An 18,154-nucleotide genomic window follows, 5' to 3' on the forward strand; every position below is an offset into this window, starting at 1 on the left:
AAAGCGAGAACAAATAAAGAGGGGGCTTTTGCCCCCTTTATATTTTCAGACCAGAAATTTCAGGCAATTGCCAATTGATGGCGGTTTTACCGTGTGCCTCTAAATACGCATTTGCCTTTGAAAAGGGCTTGCTACCAAAAAAACCGCGGTATGAGGAAAGTGGCGATGGGTGCGGCGACGTAATAACCAAATGCCGCTTGCGGTCAATCTTAGCGCCCTTCTTTTGGGCATAGCTACCCCACAGAATAAATACTAAATGGTCATGCCGTTCGTTCAGTTCTGCGATTATCGCATCGGTGAAAGTTTCCCAGCCACGACCCTGATGTGAAGCGGCCTTATGCGCTTCTACAGTCAAGACTGAATTCAAAAGTAACACGCCTTCCTGTGCCCACGGTGTAAGGCAGCCATGCGCTGGCTGGGTTATGCCAAGGTCTTCTTTCATTTCTTTATAAATATTCACAAGCGATGGAGGCGGCTGTACACCCGGTTGAACAGAAAAACAAAGGCCGTGTGCCTGACCGGGGCCATGGTATGGGTCCTGGCCTAATATCACAACTTTCACATTTTCAAGCGGGGTGGTATCTAGCGCCGCAAAATATTCAGCCCCTTTCGGGAAAATAGTTTTTCCCGCCCCCAGTTCAGCTTTCAAAAACGCCCGCAACTTCTGCATATAGTCTTTTGCAAACTGTGGTGCGAGTGCCGCTTTCCAGCTTTCTTCCAGTTTTATGTCAGCCATGCAAATGTCCTATATGGTATAAACTGTGCCGCAGCCTAAAAGCCCTAATCGCCTATGTCTATATTCTTTTACAAAAGTATTTTTCAGTTGCACCTAACCTTAGCGCTCCATACAAATGCTTAGTTTTTCTTATTTTTATATAGTTTAGCCTGTTTTTCCTAACCTTGCATAATGACACAAACAATAATTCTAATATTTTATAAATAATAGTATTTAGTTTTAATTTAAATTATAATATTAAATATTTATTGCATTCATTATGAGTTTAAAAGCTTTAAAAGAAAAAATATTTTTATACATAGATAAGTTCTTATCGCTTGTTTTCAGTGCACAGCTCACTTATTTAAGGTATTGTCCATTAGCTCCGCTTTTCTGAAAATGGCCAAATCAGAGATTTTACGTGCGGCACATGGATACAGCGAAAGCTGGCTTAGGTAACAGGAGATTGTCATGGCAAACATTCCCGTTTTTTTAACGGCAGATAAACAGCACATCCTTATTGTGGGTGCGGCCCCTGCTGCTATGGCAAAAGTTGGCCTTTTTCTGGAAACTGGCGCCCGTATTTCGCTGGTAGCACCCGGTGCAATTTTGGCTGCGGAAGAAGCTGGCCTGTTTGCTGAGAACCTTCTGCTACACGACCGGCCTTTTTCAGAAGATGACCTGTCCGGCAAAACACTAGTTTATATCGCCAGTGACGACGAGCTAACCGAAGAACGGGTTGTACGCCTTGCTCAGGCCCGTAAGCTGCCAGTTAATGTGGTTGATAAGCCTTTGAAAAGCACCTTTATCACACCGGCACAGTTTGTACGCGGCCCGCTTCAGGTTGCTTTTTCTTCAGGGGGTGTCGCGCCTGTATTTGTACGGCGCCTTAGAAGCCATTTGGAGCGCATGACACCGCCGTCGCTTGGTGTTTTGGCAGAAGCCGCTGGCCGTGTACGCAGCAAAATTAAAGATATTATTCCAGACAGCACCCGTCGTCGTCTGTTTTGGGACCGGCTTTATGATAACGCAGGTAGTTATGCAGACTTACCTATTGAAGCCGTTGAAAATCACATTCTGGTTGCCGCCAAAAACCACCGCGTGGGTGCGACTAGCGGGCAAGTACAGCTGGTAGGCGCAGGGCCGGGCGACCCGGACTTACTCACCATCAAGGCACACCGCGCCCTCCAGCAGGCAGATGTTATTATATATGACAGGCTAGTGAGCCGCGATGTTATTACCCTTGCCCGCCGCGATGCCGAACTTGTTTTTGTGGGCAAAAAAGAAGGCAACCACGGCATTGGCCAAGACGGCATTAATGACCTGATGATAACTGCGGCCCTTGCAGGCAAGCGTGTTGTGCGCCTTAAAGGCGGCGATCCACTTTTATTCGCTCGCGCCGGTGAAGAACTGGCTGCCCTTCGTGCGCACGATATTCACACAGAAATCATTCCTGGCATTAGTGCCTATCAAGGTATTGCTGCACGCGCACAAATACCTATGACAGACCGGGAATATTCAAGCTCGCTCACTCTTGTAACCGGGCACTTGAAAGATGGAGCCTTTAAAGACTGGGCGCGGCTATCGGGCGAAGGCCAAACTCTTGCTGTTTACATGGGTGTTAAAAGTGCCCCTAAAATTTCAGTGGGCCTCATGGAACACGGCGTAAACGGTGAAACACCTGTTGCTGTCGTTGAAAATGGGACCCGCGCCAATGAACGTCGTTTTTATGGCACCCTTGAAACACTGCCAACGCTTGTTGCGGAAAATGCAGTGCAAAGCCCTGCATTGCTGTTAATCGGCGATGTTGTCAAAAACGCTATTGATCTTAATAAGCCACAGATTGAGCACCTGTTGCACGCAGCAGGCGCATAAAGGAGTATCGCGTACCATGGCTAAAAAAATAACAGGGCCACAGATGATTATTGCCAACCGTCTTGATGACGGCCGTGCGGTGTTTTTCACCCGCAACGGTGGCTGGAGCCCTGAAACAGACGAAGCTGCTTATGCAGACGATGATGGCATTGAGGCCCTTCTCGCAGAAGCAACCAAAAGTGCAGACAAAAATATTGTTCTAAGTGTGGAAGCTATTGGCGCAGTTTTAAACGGCGACAAAGCGTACCCCGCACACATTAAACACGCGATGCAAGCGAAAGGTCCTAGCGTACGTGCTGACCTTGGCTATCAGGTATCACTCGACTGGGAGGCAAACTAATGTACGCCTACGATAAATTTGATCATAAACTTGTGGAAGCACGAGTTGCTGAATTTCGCGATCAGGTAGAGCGCCGTGTTAAAGGCGAACTTACAGAAGAAGAGTTTCGCCCACTACGCCTTATGAACGGCCTTTACCTACAACTACACGCCTATATGCTGCGGGTTGCGGTACCTTATGGCACGCTTTCTGCCAATCAAGTGCGCAAGCTTGCCCATATTGCACGCAAGTATGATAAAGGTTATGGCCACTTCACAACGCGCCAAAACATACAATATAACTGGCCAAAGCTTTCTGAAACACCAGACATACTTACAGAGCTTGCTGAAGTTGAGATGCATGCCATCCAGACATCCGGTAACTGTATCCGAAACGTGACAACGGACCAGTTCGCGGGTGCCGCAGCCGACGAAGTTGCTGATCCGCGTCCCTATGCTGAACTTCTTCGGCAGTGGTCTACTTTTCATCCGGAATTTTCATTCCTACCACGCAAGTTCAAAATTGCCATCACCGGTGCGCCCACTGACCGCGCTGCCGTGAAGTGGCATGATATTGGCCTTATCCTGAAAAAGAACGACAAAGGCGAGGTTGGCTTTGAAGTGCTGGTTGGCGGCGGCATGGGCCGTACGCCCGTGATTGGCAAAACCATTCGTGACTTCCTCCCTGAAGCTGATCTTCTATCCTATATGGAAGCAATTCTGCGCGTTTATAACGAACAGGGCCGACGCGACAATAAATACAAAGCCCGTATCAAAATTCTGGTTGAAGCTTTGGGAGCAGAAGAATACGCCCGCCAGACAGAAGCCGAGTGGGAACGCATCAAAGATATACCTATTGATGTACCCGCAGAAGAAATTGCCCGTATTCGTGCTTTCTTTGCACCGCCCCCCTTGCCTGTTTTGCCTGACGAGGTGGATGGTGTCACTAGCCTTGCCAAGAACAACTTTATTTTCGCTTCGTGGGTGAAAAATAATACACATCCACACAAAGTGCCGGGGCATGTGGCTATTACAATCAGTTTGAAGCCACATGGTGGTATCCCGGGTGATGCAACCGCCGAGCAAATGGAGTTGGTGGCAAGCCTCGCTGACGAATATAGCCAAAGTGAAATCCGCGTGAGCCATGAGCAAAATCTTATTCTGCCCCACGTTGCTAAAAAGGACTTACCAGCCCTCTGGACCGATCTTGACGAAGCAGGCCTGGGCACAGCCAATGTTGGACTCCTGACCGACATTATCGCATGCCCAGGTCTGGACTACTGTGCGCTTGCTAATGCGCGCTCTATTCCAATCGCTCAAAACATTACTAACCGCTTTGATGATATGAAGCGCATTCAGAATATTGGGCCGCTTAAAATCAAGATTTCAGGCTGTATTAATGCCTGCGGTCACCACCATGCGGGCCATATCGGCATATTGGGCGTAGATAAAAAAGGCGAAGAATCCTACCAGCTTCTGCTGGGCGGCTCTGGTGCAGAAGATGCCTCAAAGGCGACTATTTTAGGGCCAGGTTTTGACGAATTTGGCATTGTAGATGCCCTTGAAACAGTCGTTGCAGTTTATCTGGGCGAGCGCGAGGAAGGCGAAACTTTCCTTGAGACATATCGCCGTACCGGCCCACAAATATTTAAGGAGGCGGTTTATGGTGCTGCTTAGTCTCAACAAAAAAACACCAGGTAACTGGACACTGGTTAGCGACGTTGAAACAATCCCTGCAACAGGTGCTATTGCCGTGCCCGTTGCAGCTCTCACAGCTGACAACAACAGCCTCCTGAACCGTGAGGGTGGAATTGGTGTGATTGTATCAACCGACACCTCTTACACAGAGCTAGCCCCTCTGGTAGAGAAAGCTGCATTTTTTGCTGTTACTTTCCCGGGGTTTGGCGATGGTCGAGGTTTTTCTCTCGCTGTACGGCTTAGAAAAGATCTCGGCTTCAAAGGTGAAATTCGAGCTGTTGGCCCTGTCATACCTGATCAGGCAATGCATCTGATGCGCGCAGGCTTTGATTCTGTTGAAGTAACAGACGCGAGAAAAGATGCTTTTGAAAAAGCCCTGCATCGCTACCAGGATTTCTACCAAGCTGATTTTATCGGCACCAATAGCGTTGCCCATGTGCGCCACGGAGCACCCGCTGAAAGGAAAACTTCATGACAGTGCAAACTGCACTAAAAGAAGGCGACTATTTTGATGCATTGGAGGCAGCCAACTATCTGGATAGCCGCTACGCCAATGCATTGCCTTCAGAAGTTATAGCTGGGGCGCTCAAGTATTTTGGGCCCAAAATGGCGATTGTATCATCTTTTGGAGCGGAATCTGCTGTGCTTCTCCACATCGCAGCCAGTGTGTCAAAAGATATTCCCATCCTGTTTCTTGATACGGGTAAACTCTTTGGGGAAACCAAACGCTACCGCGACACTCTTATTCAGGAAATGGGCCTGACAGATGTGCGGTCTATTTCCCCTGACAAGGAAGACTTGCAGACAAATGACCCGAAAGGAAACCTCTGGAATTCAACGCCAAATCAGTGCTGTTATATTCGGAAGGTAAAGCCACTTGATAATGTTCTTTCCGGGTTTCAGGCATGGGCCTCTGGCCGCAAGCGTTTTCAGGGCGGGGTACGTTCATTACTACCACACTTCGAAGCCGGTGATGGCCGCGTAAAAGTGAACCCTCTTGCCTTTTGGAACAAAGACGACATTGCAGAGTATATCGACAAGCATAACCTGCCTCGCCACCCGCTTGTAGCTGAAGGTTTTGCTTCAATTGGTTGTATGCCTTGTACTGACCGCGTTGAAGAAGGTGAAAATGAAAGGGCTGGCCGCTGGCGCGGGCAAGCTAAAACAGAATGTGGAATTCATCTTTCCTTAGCTGAAAATACACGGATTTTGTCACATAAATGACACGGGCATATGGTCGTATCCATATGCAGCTACTAAACAATTCGTGATCAAGAGCTTTAAGCACTTGGCATTGGTGAAATCGACACCATATAACTAGTGGTAAGATTTTCTTATCCATCTTTAGGGGGTGGATTTGAAATTGGCTTAACCTGCCATACAGGAGATAGTATGAAACGGTCCTTGCTTCCTTTGAACGCGCTGCGTGCTTTTGATGCCGCCGCGCGTCACATGAGCTTTAAAATGGCAGCAGATGATCTGGCTGTAACGCCCGCCGCTATTAGCCAGCAGATCAGATCACTGGAAGACTTTCTGGGTGTCGAGCTTTTTCGTCGAACGAACAGATCCCTTATTCTCACAGAGGCTGCCCAGCTTTCACTAGCCCCGCTTAAAGATGCGTTCGAGCATATGGAAGCCGCCGTTGATATTTTGACAGACTCCAAAAAGTCAAATGTTCTGAAAGTCAGTGTTTCGCCGTCTTTTGCGAGCAAGTGGTTGGTGCCCAAGCTAGCGAGCTTTTACGAAATGCGGCCAGACGCTATTGTTAAAATTGATGCCACCATGCACCTAACAGACTTTAAAGCGTCTGATACAGATATTGCCATTCGTTATGGCCAAGGAAAGTACCCCGGCCTGTTTGTGGAAGAAATTCTAAAAGAAACGATTTTCCCGGTTTGCTCGCCAGACCTCCTGAAAGATTGCTCTATTGGCACAACTGCATGCAGTGTGCTGCGCCACACACTTATTCATGATGATAGCTCAATAGAGGACGCAAGCGCCCCCAATTGGGCCATGTGGCTAAAGGCTGCGGGGGTTGAAGCTCCGGACGGTATGCCTGCCCTGCATTTTAACAGTAATGCGCTTGCAATCGAGGCCGCTGTTGCAGGCAGGGGGATTGCCCTCGCACGGTCCGCTATTGCCGAAGAAGATATGAAAGCGGGCCGGTTGATAAAACCATTTGGTGAAGCCGTTCCTGTAGACTTTGCCCATTATATCGTGTGCCCTGAAGATAAACTTAAAAATGAACGCGTTATAGAGTTTATCGAATGGATGCGCAGAGAAACAGCGCCAGAGCAGTCAACAGAACATGATTTTCTGCCTGCAAAAAGCCATACCCCCTTGCACGTTGTCTCTGCTTAAGAACGCAAGTGCAGGTTTGGCAATAGACACTTTTTTCAAGAATCCGTGGTTAAAGCATATAAATACACGGTGTAATCAGGCAGAATGATACTGTTGAATAAACAAGAGTGAATTCCCATAAAAATACGCTATACTGCCGTGGTTTGGTTAGCAGTATGGAGTAAGGATACGTGCCGTTGCACCTGTATAGAGTTTTGTTGTGCCTGATAGCCGCTGTGTATTTGCAAACTGGCAATAGAGTGTTTGCCAAAGCCGACAACACCTGCCTGACCATTAGTACGTCACCCGACAAATTTGCTTTTGAGCAACAACTGCAGAATAGAATAGAAGCGATTTACAAGCAGGCAGGCCTCTGTGTGAACTGGATAAACCTTCCTCCCATGCGAGCAAACCGGCTTTTGCTTGACGGCACCATAGACGGGAACCTTATTAGGCCAGAAGAGCTTGTAAAGAGAACCAACCCAAGCTGGTTTTACCTACCGACGCCTCTTTTTGAAGCAGAACCAACCATGATCATTGCTTCAAAACTTAAGTATGATTGTACCAACAAAAGCCTTAAAGGCATAAAGCTTGGTTATCCTTACGGCAAAGGCTGGGTGGACCGAAACATTAAGAAATACGGCCCAGAACTACTGCCTCTCACAAACCTACATGAAGTCAATGAACTGATTACCCGTCATAGAATTGATGCCTTTATTTTTGATAAGGCCCATGTGCTGGCGATAAAAGAAGAAATAGACAAAACTGGCTTTGAAACCAACATATGCTATTGGCCAAAGGTAAAAATTTACCATGTCATGCACACACGTCACATTGATAAAAAAGATCTATTAGACAGTATTTTGGCTAATATGTCGCCCGCACCACAAAATGACTTTATAAAAAACGCCCGCTAAGGCCGTATTAAGTCATAAAATGGTAATATCCCGTTTGCCCTACCGGCTTTCCCGCCCTATCTAATTAAAAACAACAAATATACCGAGTGGACAAAAACCGAATGCTGGAAGCACCCATCACCTATGACAAATGGGGTCAGTGCGGGAAATATTTTGAATGGAAAAACCACAATGTTTTTTTCCAGCGCGGCGGTAATGGTCAGAGCCTATTACTATTGCACGGCTTCCCTACCTGTAGTTGGGACTGGAGCTGGTTATCACCACACCTGATAAAACGCTTTTATATGGTACAGCCAGACCTGCTCGATTATGGACGCAGCCTAAATGCAAGCGGAACACCTTGCAGCATTATGGATCAGGCAGATATGATAGAAGCCCTGATGAAACAACGCGGCATCAAGGCTACACATATTTTAGCCCACGATGTAGGTGACAGCGTGGCTCAAGAACTGATCGCCCGGCACAACGAAAGCACCCTTTCGTTTCGGATTTTAAGCTGTGTTCTCTTAAACGGTGGCGTTATTCCATCCCTGCACAAAGCCCGGGCCGTGCAACATTTACTTGCTGGGCCTTTTGGCAAGTGGGTGCCCAGGCTCATTACCAAAGACCGGTTTCTGAAAGCCTTTGCCGATGTCTTTTCAAAGCACACCCGCCCCAAAGGCCCTGTTCTTAACGCATTCTGGCCTGCAATTTTAGGAGCAAATGGCAAAGCTTCCCTCCCACGCCGCATACAATATATGGCTGAGCGTAAGAAACAGGCTAACAGGTGGACAGCTGCTTTGAAGAATGCGCATTTGCCACTTATGTATGTATGTGGCATGGCAGATCCGGTATCAGGTGCTCATATGGCAGATGGCTTTGAGATGCTGGTGCCCAAAGCAAGACTGGTTCGTCTGCCGGGCATTGGGCACTACCCTCAATGCGAAGCGCCAGAAACAGTCGCGGAAATTATGCATCAATTTCATGACTGTATTGTTGAAAAACAAAACAGGCAAAAAGTAGCGCAGCCCACATATTGATCTCAGATTAGAGGCTTGCTTAATATTCATACGCGATTAAAGTGTCCGGCCTCGTATCAAAAAAGCGACACGAAAATGCACACAGTACCCCCAACCAAAGCTGCCGCTATTCTGGCCTGCACTCTTATTGTAGCAGGTACTGTTCTGTTGCTTTCGGCTATTGATCTGGTTTTACCTTCTGTACCTGATATGCCAGAAATATTTGGTACCACCATCGCCCATAGCCAGCTTGTAATCGCGGCCTTTGTAGGTGGCTCAACCATTGGTATGTTAATATACGGTAGCCTTGCCGCTCATTATGGCCGCCGAAGGTTATTCATCGCCTCTCTGGCAACCTACATCGTTTTTACCGTCTTAGCTATTTTCAGCCCTGATATATGGTCACTTGTGGTTCTTCGCTTTTTGCAGGGAGCTGCTGCATCTGGTACTGCAGCCCTTGCGCCCGGTCTCATTCGCAGCCTGTTTTCTGAACTAGGAGCTATGAAAGCTCTAAGTGCCATGGGCAGCATTGAGGCCTTGGTGCCTGGCCTTGCGCCCCTTGCTGGCGCATGGCTGCATGTGCATTATGGCTGGACCGCATCCTTCACCGTTACGGCAGCCCTTGTTACTTTTATTTGCCTTATTATTGTTATCCGCCCGCGCCTCATACCCAGTATTGGTACCAGCCACAATAAAGCGGCTGGGGGCTATCTGAAGCTTTTAAAAAGCCCAACGTACCTTAGATATGCTATGGGCCATGCCTGTGTACTTGGTGGTTTGCTATGCTTCGTTTTTTCTGCCCCTGCTATTATTATTGAAACAATGAACGGTGAAATTCACGACTTTATCTATATGCAAATGACCGGTGTTACATGCTTTATCATCACAGCAAATATTTCTGGCAATTTAGTAAAACGGTATGGGGTTGAACCTATTATTATGGCGGGTACTCTCATAGCCTGCATGGGGGTCCTTGTACTGCTTTTCTACAGCTTGATCGGGCCCAACAAGCCAGAGCATCTGCTCTTTATGTTTTGGATTTTAAACACTGGCCTTGGCCTACGCGGCGGCCCTGGGTTTGTGCAAGCGCTTTCTGCTTCAAACGGTGATGACGACAGGGCATCCGCTATTCTTCTAGTAGCTGTTACAGGCTTTGCTGCCATCGCCACAGCACTTGTTGCCCCTTTCATTCAATACGGCCTTATTGCCCTTAGCATAACAACTTGCATTATTGTATTGCCCTCAGTATTTCTCATGCTGTTTATCAAACCGCTTGGTTATACCGCCCCTACACTCGGAGAGTAATTTATGTCCCGCATCGCTTACGTTAATGGTGCCTACCTTCCAATGGATACTGCCTTTATTCATATTGAAGACCGGGCAAACCAGTTTGCCGATGCCGTGTATGAAGTAGTAACAGTTTATAATGGTCGCTTCATTGATATGGACGCCCATATTGACAGGCTAGAGCGCTCCCTTAATGAGCTACATATACAAATGCCGATGGCACGCTCTGCCATGATGGTCGTGCTCGCTGAAACGGCCCGCAAAAATCGGGCAACAAATGCTATCCTTTATATTCAGGTGTCTCGCGGTATTGTAAAACGGGATCACGCTTTCCCTGTTGCTGCAAGGCCTTGCTTAACGGTTACCTGCCGACGCTTTGATTTTGCCGCCGTTAAAGCACGTGCTGAAAAAGGAATAAAAACCATTACTACTCCCGACATTCGCTGGGGTAGATGCGACATAAAATCTACATCCTTGCTACCAAACGTACTGGCAAAACAGGCTGCTAAAGAACAAGGAGCTGCTGAGGCAATCATGCTTGATGAAGCTGGCAATATTACAGAAGGTAGCAGCACCAATGTGTGGATGGTAACAAAAGACGGCGTGCTGGTAACACGCTCCATTGACGATAATATCTTGCCCGGCATTACCCGCGCAGCAGTGATGACAATCGCCCGTGACTTTCAAATCAAGATTGAAGAACGTGCTTTCAGTCTTGCTGAAGCTCAAAATGCTGCAGAAATGTTCTTAACCAGCAGCACAAACTGTGCCATGCCTATTATTATGGTAGATACTAAAAAAATTGGCGACGGCAAACCCGGCAGCACTACAAAGCGTATTGTAGACGCCTATTGGTCCATGATGGAGAAGGCGTGACCGGTGCGATCATCAAGGCCTGATTGTTCGGTTACAGCAAATTAGAGAAGGTTTTACTCTTTTGTGTCGCTAGCGTCTAAAGACTTGGCCGCCAGAATACTTCTTTTCAGCTCCACCACCATATGTGGGTATGGGAATTCAATTCCATGTTCATGAAACTTATCCCATATACGCAGCATAACCGCACTTGCTATGTTTGAAACCCCGTTTTGCGGGTCTTCAATCCACATCCTGAGTTCCAGATCAACCCCGTTTTCGCCAAAGTTTTTCAACAGTGTTCTGGGCTCAGGCACTTTCAGCACTCGGTCTTCTTCAAGCCCCGCTTCATTCATAAGGTCCATGGCTTTTTTGATGTCAGATTCATAAGAAACCTGCACGGGTATTTTTCGGCGAACCAAGCTATGGGTATGTGACCAGTTAACAACTGGCTGGGTGATCATGTCTTCGTTTGGGATCAAGAACTCGGTACCATCACGGGTGATCACACTTGTGTAGCGAGCAGCAAGCCGGTTAATAGTGCCATAAGTACCCTGTGTTTCAATAACATCGCCCGGCTTAATAGACCTGTCCATCAACAGAATTATGCCAGATATAAAGTTACCAACAACCTTTTGCAGACCAAAACCGATACCAACACCAAGAGCACCACCAAAGACTGCAAGCGCCGTTAAGTTTATACCTGTTGCATTAAGCGAGATTAGAAATGCGATAGAGACCAGAAGTATCTTACCAATCTTGGTCATTAATTCCTTAGCGGAAGGCGGCACGCTTTTCATGGACTTTACCTGCCGCTCCAAAAGCGCAGACAGTGCAAACGCTGCCCATATCAAGAAAGCAAAGGTAACAAGCCCTGTAATAACCGACAAAGCACTAATCTGAATCTCACCAAGCGACAGTTTAGCGCCGTCAAGCACTGTCATAATGGGGTCAAGCAAGCCCATAATATTAAGAGCCGCAACCGACCACGCACCGTAAGCAATAAGGCGTGCCAGTTCGCGGTTTGCAATAACGCCGACAACAAGCCTGATAACAAGCCATGCCGTATAAAGGTTGGCAGCAATCGTTAACAGGTAGGTATGGATAAACGGCGATAGCACGAGAACCGCAGTCCACATTAGCATAATCGCGATTGCCGCTGAAATGATGGGGTGCAAAAAGCGCCTATCAGCCTTCTGAACAAGCTCATGACTGCCAAAAGCCTTCATGATACTGCGATGCAAAAAGCTACTGGTAAAATTCGATACCAAAATGATGCTAATAATAACAGCAAGCTCAATAAGTCGGGCCGTTTCCAGAAAATTAGTCTGGAGCAAAACCCAGGTATCAAGAAAAAATGCCTGTAATTTATGGATCAATTCAGCTTTCATAACGCAACTCTAGCGGCGTTTTTTAAAAAAGTCTCTAAGCAATTGTGCTGATTCCATTTCCAGAATGCCGCCGTAAATTTCAGGCCTGTGATGGGTTGTAGGCTGACTGAAAATTCTGGCTCCTACCGTTATGCCACCGCCTTTTGCGTCATCCGCACCGTAATAAAGCCGGGCGATACGGGCAAAGGCTATCGCCTGCGCACACATGGCGCAGGGTTCCAGCGTTACATACATGTTACAGCCTACAAGGCGTTCTGACCCCAGTTTTTCGCACGCTGCGCGAATGGCAGTAAGCTCTGCGTGCCCTGTTGGGTCATGCGCTGCAATCACATTATTCCCAGCGGAAGCAAGCACACGGCCATCAGGCCCCGTTACAACTGCACCAATAGGCACTTCACCACGCACAGCAGCCGCCCGTGCTTCATCAAGCGCCAATCGCATATGTGGAAACTGGTCAATCATGACAAAAGGGGTATGGCGTCTTTTGTTATACGTCAACTTATTCCCGTTGCAGCGCCGCAAATAGAAGCTTATGGTGCGCCCCATGACAGATAATGAAAAAGACATCAACCCAGATGAACAGGCTGGGGAACGCATCGCAAAGGCTCTTGCCCGCGCTGGCATTGCTTCGCGCCGTGAAGTTGAGCGCATGATTGCAGACGGCCGGGTTTCAGTTGACGGTAAAAAGCTTGATACACCCGCATTTCTAGTGACCACCCTTGACGGTATCAAGGTCGACGGCGAAGCCATCACGCAGGTATCCGAGACCAAATTATGGCGCATGCACAAGCGCCGCGGTACGCTAACAACGCACCGTGACCCAGAAGGGCGGCCAACGGTTTTTGAAAAGTTACCCACTCATATGGGCCGTGTTATCTCCGTTGGCCGGTTAGACATGAACACCGAAGGCCTCTTGCTTCTTACCAATGACGGCGAGCTTGCCCGCTGGCTTGAACTGCCTAAAAACGAGGTTATCCGTCGGTACCGGGTGCGGGTTCATGGCCGTGTTGATGAACGTATTCTTGCCAGCTTAAAAAATGGTTTGACCATTGAGGGCACACACTATGGTTCAATTGAAGCATCGCTTGAGCGCCAGCAGGAAGGCGCAAATGCTTGGGTTACTGTTGCGATTCGCGAAGGTAAAAACCGCGAGGTTCGCCGAGTTATGGAACATTTAGGCCTAGCTGTTAACCGGCTGATCCGCACCCATTACGGTCCGTTTTCACTTGGCACCCTAACAGATGGCACAGTGGCACAGGTGGGCGAAAAACAATTACACGAAGTGCTAAGTGATTATTTTTCAACAGAAAAACAAAGCGTCGTTGCGCCCAAAATTCGGCACACGCCAGAAAAGTGGGCCAAAGCAAAACCAAAGGCCACCAAACCCGGCGACATTCGCCGCCGCAAAGCAAAAAACGGTGACTTTACGTCTGATCGCCCCGGCAAAAACACGAGCCGTCCCGGAGCAAGCGATCGCGGACGCGGGCCAAAACCATCAGGCAACACACTGACGCTTAGGCCTAACCGTGGCTCACCCAAAGGCCGGTAACCTATAGGCAAAACGTTATGACACGCATTATCGCAGGTACGCTTAAAGGCCGAAATCTTGTTGTGCCCGCAGGCCGCGACGTTCGCCCCACAACAGACCGTATGCGAGAACGTATTTTCTCCATGCTGCTCCATGGTCGCTACCCCGACATGAAAGGTGCCAACGTGCTAGATCTTTATGCTGGCACAGGCGCGCTTGGGCTTGAGGCTCTATCACGCGGCGCGGCGCGGGCAGTATTTGTGGAAAATGCACGTGCCTCTATTGCTGCAATAAAAGAAAATATCAAAACCTTGCGCGTTGAAGACGAAACTGAAGTTCGCGCTCTGAATGCCAGCCTTCTGCCTACCTCCCAAATGCCATTTGATATTATTTTCATGGACCCACCTTATAATATGGGTCTGGTCGAACCTACCCTTACTGCACTAATAGAAGGCCAATGGCTTTCGGAAAATGGGGTTATTGTCTGCGAATTGTCTGTTGATGATAACAGTGTTATCCCTGCAGGTCTTGATATTATGGATGATCGCAAGCAGGGCCAACAGCGCATTCTGTTTCTGCAAAAAAGTATTTAACACCGAAGGGGCGAGCGGCCCCTTTTCGTAACAGATACAGGTCAGACGATAAAAGTGTAAGAGTTTCATCTGATCCCGGTTTCAGGTTTAGTTGTCTTATCCCCCACGAACGCCTGAAACTGACCATCTGTTACTAACTGTGTTTATCCTAGTATGGGGTGTGTGGCTATGCTGCGCACCCCGCTCCCTTTTGCACATTCCTGTTGGTTTTCAGAGCCTTTGCTAAAAATGCTTTGGCCCTGTCCATAAAAGTTGTAACACTATAGTGAAACCTTATGATAAGCAGACCTTATGCGCGAACAGGAACTTAGGCTAGCTCTCGTTTGTTACGGCGGTGCATCACTCGCTGTTTACATGAACGGCATTGCCCACGAAATACTGAAGCTTGTTCGGGCGTCCCGCGCTTACCAAAGCCAGGAAGGTGACCGCGAAACCTTTGAAAAAGCAGCCCCGCGCCGCCCATATAATACCGATACAGAAAGCCTGTATTTTGAGCTGTTTCGTGGCCTTGGCAAAAAAATAGATTTGCGCGTTGTTGTTGATGTGGTGTCTGGCACATCCGCTGGCGGTATTAATGGTATTTTTCTGGCCCGCGCCTTGGCCCATGACCTAGACTTTGATCCCTTGCGCAATATGTGGATGGAGCTGGGCGATATTGAACAGCTGATGGAAGCCGATACCCTCGCTGACCGCACCAGCAAATTTTACATGTACCCCTTTATCTGGCTATTTGGAGACCGAGTATACGACGAAGAAAACCCCGATGCGGAAAGCAAACAAAAGCTATCACGCTTTCTGCGTTCGCGCTGGTTCAAGCCACCCTTTTCAGGTACCCGCATGCTGGACTGGATGCTAACAGCCTGCACCAACATGGGCAAACCAGAAGCGGGTAAAAGCCTGCTACCGCCCGGCCACCGGCTAGACTTGTTCGTTAGCCTGACCAACTTTTTTGGGCAGGAACGGCAACTAAAACTGCATGACCCAGCCAGTATTATTGAACGCCAGCACAAGGTGTCGCTCAATTTCACCTATCTGGACGCAGAAGGCCAAGGTACTATCAGTGAATTCGGGGATGATAATATCCCTGCCCTTGGTTTTGCAGCGCGGGCAACGTCTTCATTTCCCGGTGCTTTTCCGCCAATCCGATTTATGGACCTTGAAGAACACCTGAAAAAAACCGGCATGAAATGGCCAGCTAGACACAAGTTTCTACATAAAAACTTCCCCCACTATGCTGGCGAGCCAGACCGCCTTGCCGCTATGTCTTTTATCGACGGCGGCGTGACCAACAACAAACCTTTCAAAAAAGCTTTGGAGGCAGTTTACAACCGCGCAGCCCACCGCGAGGTAGACCGCCGCGTTATTTATGTAGACCCAAGCCCGGATGACCCGGCAGAGCGGCTCAACACCATTCCAAAAGCGATACCCGGTTTTTTTCGTACCATTCTGTCTTCGCTTGCGGAAATACCACGCAGTGAACCCATATACGGCGATCTGCGCGGCATTGAAGAAACCAACAAAAAATCCCGAAGGCTGGAAAGCGTCTTCCATACCGTTGAAGCAGACGTGCATGTCCTTGTCGATGAAATGCTAACACTTGATAATAGCTTGAAAATTGAAACAGCCATGCTGGCAAGCTGGCGCGAACGGGCACACCGGCTGGCACAGGAAAAAGCCGGCTTTTCGTACGGAACGTACCTGCAAAACAAAGTTCAGCAACTGCTGGAAAAACTGGCGGGCTTGATCGTTGGCATTGCCCAACGTGAAGGTAAAACACTGGATGAAGACCATGTTCTTACCCTTGTAACAAGCTGGGCATACAGCGAAAATATATTACAGGCTATAACTGGAAAAAGCCTGAATGACATGCAAATATACATAGGCTTTCTGCGCCAGTTTGATGTGGATTTCAGAGTACGCCGCCTGCGCTTTACCGTCAAAAAGCTGAATTCCTATTTACAGCGTGTACCGGGCGGGGCACCGGGTGCTTTCTACAAGGTTACAAAAAAGCAAATATACAAAAGCCTGGAAGCCTTTCGGGTGTGTTGGCGGCCAGAGTTTTTTCAAGAAACAGTCGCAGACGTATGGCCTGACAAAGAAAAGCTTGATCTCGATATTATTAAAAGTCTGATGGGTACCTTTTCAACCAAAATGGAGCTGGAGGATCTGGACTTTGTTTGCGACGAGTTCTTTGCCCTAACACTTTCAAGCTTACTTGACGAAGACCTGAAACTTACTGTTTTCCGCGCCTATGTTGGCTATCCGTTTTACGACATTTTAACCCAGCCCATGGCCGCACATGCTGACCTTTTAGAGGTAGATGAAATTCGTGTAGACCGCATTAGCCCTGTAGACTGCGGCCACCTGCACGAAAGTGATAAAGCGCCCTTGATGGGTACAGGCCTCTTTAACTTTGGGGCCTTTTTTAGCCGTAAAGCACGGGAAAATGATTATCTCTGGGGCCGTATTCATGCCTCAAATCGACTAGTTGATTTTGTACTGGATAGCGCAGGGGCAGATAATGTGCCTAAAGGCTTTAACAAGGACCAGTTCAAGTGCCGCCTGATTAACAGCATTCTGGATAATGAAGAGCGCTATACCCGCTACAGTGCCGATCTGATTGAGCGCCTACGCGAGAAATTTAAAGTGATTAAAGATCCAGAGGTATCTTAAATACCAAACCATTTTCTTGCTGAACATAGGTACATAGCTCCACTAGAAATGAATATTAATGACTCATTTTAATTATGTTATAATATTGCATTTAAAATAAAGACCCTGCTACAAGCTTTCCCATATTGTTATGACAACAACGACAAATATGAGGATTAATAATGACTAACAAACAGCCAGCCCACACATTTTTTGATGAAAACCAAGCAGCAACATACGATCAAAAGTTTGAAAAACTACGGCCTATCAACAGTGTTCTGCACCTTCTTTCAGAACTGGTGCTGGCAAATTTACCAACCGATGCACACATCCTATGCGTAGGTGCGGGCACCGGCGCTGAAATACAAACACTCGCAAAATCGTTTCCGGGGTGGCGCTTCACTGCTGTTGAGCCTTCACCGCACATGATGGCCGTATGCCAGAAAAAAGCTATTGAAACAGGCATTAGCGAACGCTGTACTTTTCATGAAGGCTATCTGGATAGCTTGCCTACGACTCAGCAGCCTTTTGATGCCGCTACCAGCATATTGGTGTCGCAGTTTATTATGGACGACAAAGACAGAGTCGCTTTTTTTGCTCATATCAATAGCCGCCTTAAAAAAGGTGGGCTCTTGATTAGCGCAGACATTTCAGCAAACCTCGCCAGCACGCATTTTGCCAGCCTGAAAAACGTGTGGATGCAAATGATGCGCTACAGTGGCATGCCAGAAGAAAACGTACAAAATATGATCAAGCCTTTCGGTGTCAATGTTTCTGTACAGGCACCAGAAAAAGTGGCCGCACTCATAAAAGCAGGCGGCTTTAATGACCCGATTTTATTTTGCCAGACGTTACTGATCCACAGTTGGTATGCGGTAAAACCCTAACGCGTCTCTAAAAGGCATTCGATATCAGGAGAGCTTAAACTCTATATAAGGGGGTGGCCAGCGGCGCTACACTGGCTTGTGTCCAGGCTTCTCTTCTGTACAA

Annotated in this window: 17 protein-coding genes; 14 read left to right on the forward strand and 3 right to left on the reverse strand. The window is 47.9% G+C overall.

Going from position 1 to position 18,154, the window contains the following annotated elements; genetic code table 11:
* Nucleotides 1-37: 37 nt before the first annotated feature.
* Nucleotides 38-742 (reverse strand): uracil-DNA glycosylase, encoded by a 705-nt coding sequence (gene ung / locus ICL80_RS16740; protein ID WP_194215921.1) that lies wholly within the window; start codon nucleotides 740-742, stop codon nucleotides 38-40.
* A 444-nt stretch (nucleotides 743-1,186) separates the two neighbouring features.
* On the opposite strand from ung, the gene cysG reads away from it, so the two are divergent.
* The 10 genes from cysG to ICL80_RS16790 all read left to right on the forward strand — a co-directional run bounded on the left by cysG (nucleotide 1,187) and on the right by ICL80_RS16790 (nucleotide 11,024).
* On the forward strand, nucleotides 1,187-2,590 hold the full coding sequence (cysG, locus tag ICL80_RS16745) for a siroheme synthase CysG (RefSeq protein ID WP_194213869.1): 1,404 nt from the start codon (nucleotides 1,187-1,189) through the stop codon (nucleotides 2,588-2,590).
* Between the two features lie 16 nt (nucleotides 2,591-2,606).
* Nucleotides 2,607-2,930 (forward strand): DUF2849 domain-containing protein, encoded by a 324-nt coding sequence (locus ICL80_RS16750; RefSeq protein ID WP_194213870.1) that lies wholly within the window; start codon nucleotides 2,607-2,609, stop codon nucleotides 2,928-2,930.
* The gene (locus tag ICL80_RS16755; RefSeq protein ID WP_194213871.1) at nucleotides 2,930-4,585 is read left to right on the forward strand and encodes a nitrite/sulfite reductase; all 1,656 of its coding nucleotides are present in this window, start codon (nucleotides 2,930-2,932) and stop codon (nucleotides 4,583-4,585) included. The genes ICL80_RS16750 and ICL80_RS16755 overlap by 1 nt, the downstream gene beginning before the upstream one ends.
* Nucleotides 4,572-5,081: a DUF934 domain-containing protein gene (locus tag ICL80_RS16760; protein WP_194213872.1), complete on the forward strand. Its 510-nt coding sequence runs from the start codon at nucleotides 4,572-4,574 to the stop codon at nucleotides 5,079-5,081. Before ICL80_RS16755 ends, ICL80_RS16760 begins: the two co-directional genes overlap by 14 nt.
* Nucleotides 5,078-5,830 carry a phosphoadenylyl-sulfate reductase gene (locus tag ICL80_RS16765; RefSeq protein ID WP_194213873.1) on the forward strand — a complete coding sequence of 251 codons (753 nt, stop codon included), beginning with the start codon at nucleotides 5,078-5,080 and terminating at the stop codon, nucleotides 5,828-5,830. The genes ICL80_RS16760 and ICL80_RS16765 overlap by 4 nt, the downstream gene beginning before the upstream one ends.
* Nucleotides 5,831-5,998: 168 nt before the next feature.
* Nucleotides 5,999-6,967, forward strand: coding sequence for a transcriptional regulator GcvA (gcvA, locus tag ICL80_RS16770; protein ID WP_194213874.1), 969 nt, complete (start codon nucleotides 5,999-6,001; stop codon nucleotides 6,965-6,967).
* 170 nt (nucleotides 6,968-7,137) lie between these two features.
* Nucleotides 7,138-7,863 carry a hypothetical protein gene (locus ICL80_RS16775; protein ID WP_194213875.1) on the forward strand — a complete coding sequence of 242 codons (726 nt, stop codon included), beginning with the start codon at nucleotides 7,138-7,140 and terminating at the stop codon, nucleotides 7,861-7,863.
* 101 nt (nucleotides 7,864-7,964) lie between these two features.
* Nucleotides 7,965-8,882, forward strand: a complete 918-nt coding sequence (locus ICL80_RS16780) for an alpha/beta fold hydrolase (protein WP_194213876.1) — start codon at nucleotides 7,965-7,967, stop codon at nucleotides 8,880-8,882.
* 75 nt (nucleotides 8,883-8,957) lie between these two features.
* Nucleotides 8,958-10,166, forward strand: a complete 1,209-nt coding sequence (locus ICL80_RS16785; RefSeq protein WP_194213877.1) for an MFS transporter — start codon at nucleotides 8,958-8,960, stop codon at nucleotides 10,164-10,166.
* Nucleotides 10,167-10,169: 3 nt separating this feature from the next.
* Nucleotides 10,170-11,024, forward strand: a complete 855-nt coding sequence (locus ICL80_RS16790) for a D-amino-acid transaminase (protein ID WP_194213878.1) — start codon at nucleotides 10,170-10,172, stop codon at nucleotides 11,022-11,024.
* 53 nt (nucleotides 11,025-11,077) lie between these two features.
* Here ICL80_RS16790 and ICL80_RS16795 read toward each other — a convergent pair whose 3' ends face one another.
* Nucleotides 11,078-12,391 carry a mechanosensitive ion channel family protein gene (locus ICL80_RS16795; protein ID WP_194213879.1) on the reverse strand — a complete coding sequence of 438 codons (1,314 nt, stop codon included), beginning with the start codon at nucleotides 12,389-12,391 and terminating at the stop codon, nucleotides 11,078-11,080.
* 9 nt (nucleotides 12,392-12,400) lie between these two features.
* Nucleotides 12,401-12,853 carry a nucleoside deaminase gene (locus ICL80_RS16800; RefSeq protein ID WP_380083274.1) on the reverse strand — a complete coding sequence of 151 codons (453 nt, stop codon included), beginning with the start codon at nucleotides 12,851-12,853 and terminating at the stop codon, nucleotides 12,401-12,403.
* Between the two features lie 82 nt (nucleotides 12,854-12,935).
* On the opposite strand from ICL80_RS16800, the gene ICL80_RS16805 reads away from it, so the two are divergent.
* The 4 genes from ICL80_RS16805 (at nucleotide 12,936) to ICL80_RS16820 (ending at nucleotide 18,051) form a co-directional block, all read left to right on the forward strand.
* The gene (locus ICL80_RS16805; RefSeq protein WP_194213880.1) at nucleotides 12,936-13,940 is read left to right on the forward strand and encodes a pseudouridine synthase; all 1,005 of its coding nucleotides are present in this window, start codon (nucleotides 12,936-12,938) and stop codon (nucleotides 13,938-13,940) included.
* A 17-nt stretch (nucleotides 13,941-13,957) separates the two neighbouring features.
* Entirely contained in the window at nucleotides 13,958-14,512 is a 555-nt protein-coding gene (gene rsmD / locus ICL80_RS16810) for a 16S rRNA (guanine(966)-N(2))-methyltransferase RsmD (RefSeq protein ID WP_194213881.1), read from the forward strand.
* Between the two features lie 291 nt (nucleotides 14,513-14,803).
* Nucleotides 14,804-17,185, forward strand: a complete 2,382-nt coding sequence (locus ICL80_RS16815; protein WP_194213882.1) for a patatin-like protein — start codon at nucleotides 14,804-14,806, stop codon at nucleotides 17,183-17,185.
* A gap of 161 nt (nucleotides 17,186-17,346) precedes the next feature.
* Nucleotides 17,347-18,051, forward strand: coding sequence for a class I SAM-dependent methyltransferase (locus ICL80_RS16820; RefSeq protein WP_194213883.1), 705 nt, complete (start codon nucleotides 17,347-17,349; stop codon nucleotides 18,049-18,051).
* Nucleotides 18,052-18,154: the final 103 nt, after the last annotated feature.

The organism is Kordiimonas pumila, from assembly GCF_015240255.1.
Classification (GTDB): Bacteria; Pseudomonadota; Alphaproteobacteria; order Sphingomonadales; family Kordiimonadaceae; genus Kordiimonas; species Kordiimonas pumila.

Coding starts and splice junctions, on each gene's coding strand:
- cysG (WP_194213869.1), top strand. CDS start 1,187: ATGGCAAACATTCCCGTTTTTTTAACGGCAGATAAACAGCACATCCTT.
- ICL80_RS16750 (WP_194213870.1), top strand. CDS start 2,607: ATGGCTAAAAAAATAACAGGGCCACAGATGATTATTGCCAACCGTCTT.
- ICL80_RS16755 (WP_194213871.1), top strand. CDS start 2,930: ATGTACGCCTACGATAAATTTGATCATAAACTTGTGGAAGCACGAGTT.
- ICL80_RS16760 (WP_194213872.1), top strand. CDS start 4,572: ATGGTGCTGCTTAGTCTCAACAAAAAAACACCAGGTAACTGGACACTG.
- ICL80_RS16765 (WP_194213873.1), top strand. CDS start 5,078: ATGACAGTGCAAACTGCACTAAAAGAAGGCGACTATTTTGATGCATTG.
- gcvA (WP_194213874.1), top strand. CDS start 5,999: ATGAAACGGTCCTTGCTTCCTTTGAACGCGCTGCGTGCTTTTGATGCC.
- ICL80_RS16780 (WP_194213876.1), top strand. CDS start 7,965: ATGCTGGAAGCACCCATCACCTATGACAAATGGGGTCAGTGCGGGAAA.
- ICL80_RS16785 (WP_194213877.1), top strand. CDS start 8,958: ATGCACACAGTACCCCCAACCAAAGCTGCCGCTATTCTGGCCTGCACT.
- ICL80_RS16790 (WP_194213878.1), top strand. CDS start 10,170: ATGTCCCGCATCGCTTACGTTAATGGTGCCTACCTTCCAATGGATACT.
- ICL80_RS16795 (WP_194213879.1), bottom strand. CDS start 12,391: ATGAAAGCTGAATTGATCCATAAATTACAGGCATTTTTTCTTGATACC.
- ICL80_RS16800 (WP_380083274.1), bottom strand. CDS start 12,853: ATGATTGACCAGTTTCCACATATGCGATTGGCGCTTGATGAAGCACGG.
- ICL80_RS16805 (WP_194213880.1), top strand. CDS start 12,936: ATGACAGATAATGAAAAAGACATCAACCCAGATGAACAGGCTGGGGAA.
- rsmD (WP_194213881.1), top strand. CDS start 13,958: ATGACACGCATTATCGCAGGTACGCTTAAAGGCCGAAATCTTGTTGTG.
- ICL80_RS16815 (WP_194213882.1), top strand. CDS start 14,804: ATGCGCGAACAGGAACTTAGGCTAGCTCTCGTTTGTTACGGCGGTGCA.
- ICL80_RS16820 (WP_194213883.1), top strand. CDS start 17,347: ATGACTAACAAACAGCCAGCCCACACATTTTTTGATGAAAACCAAGCA.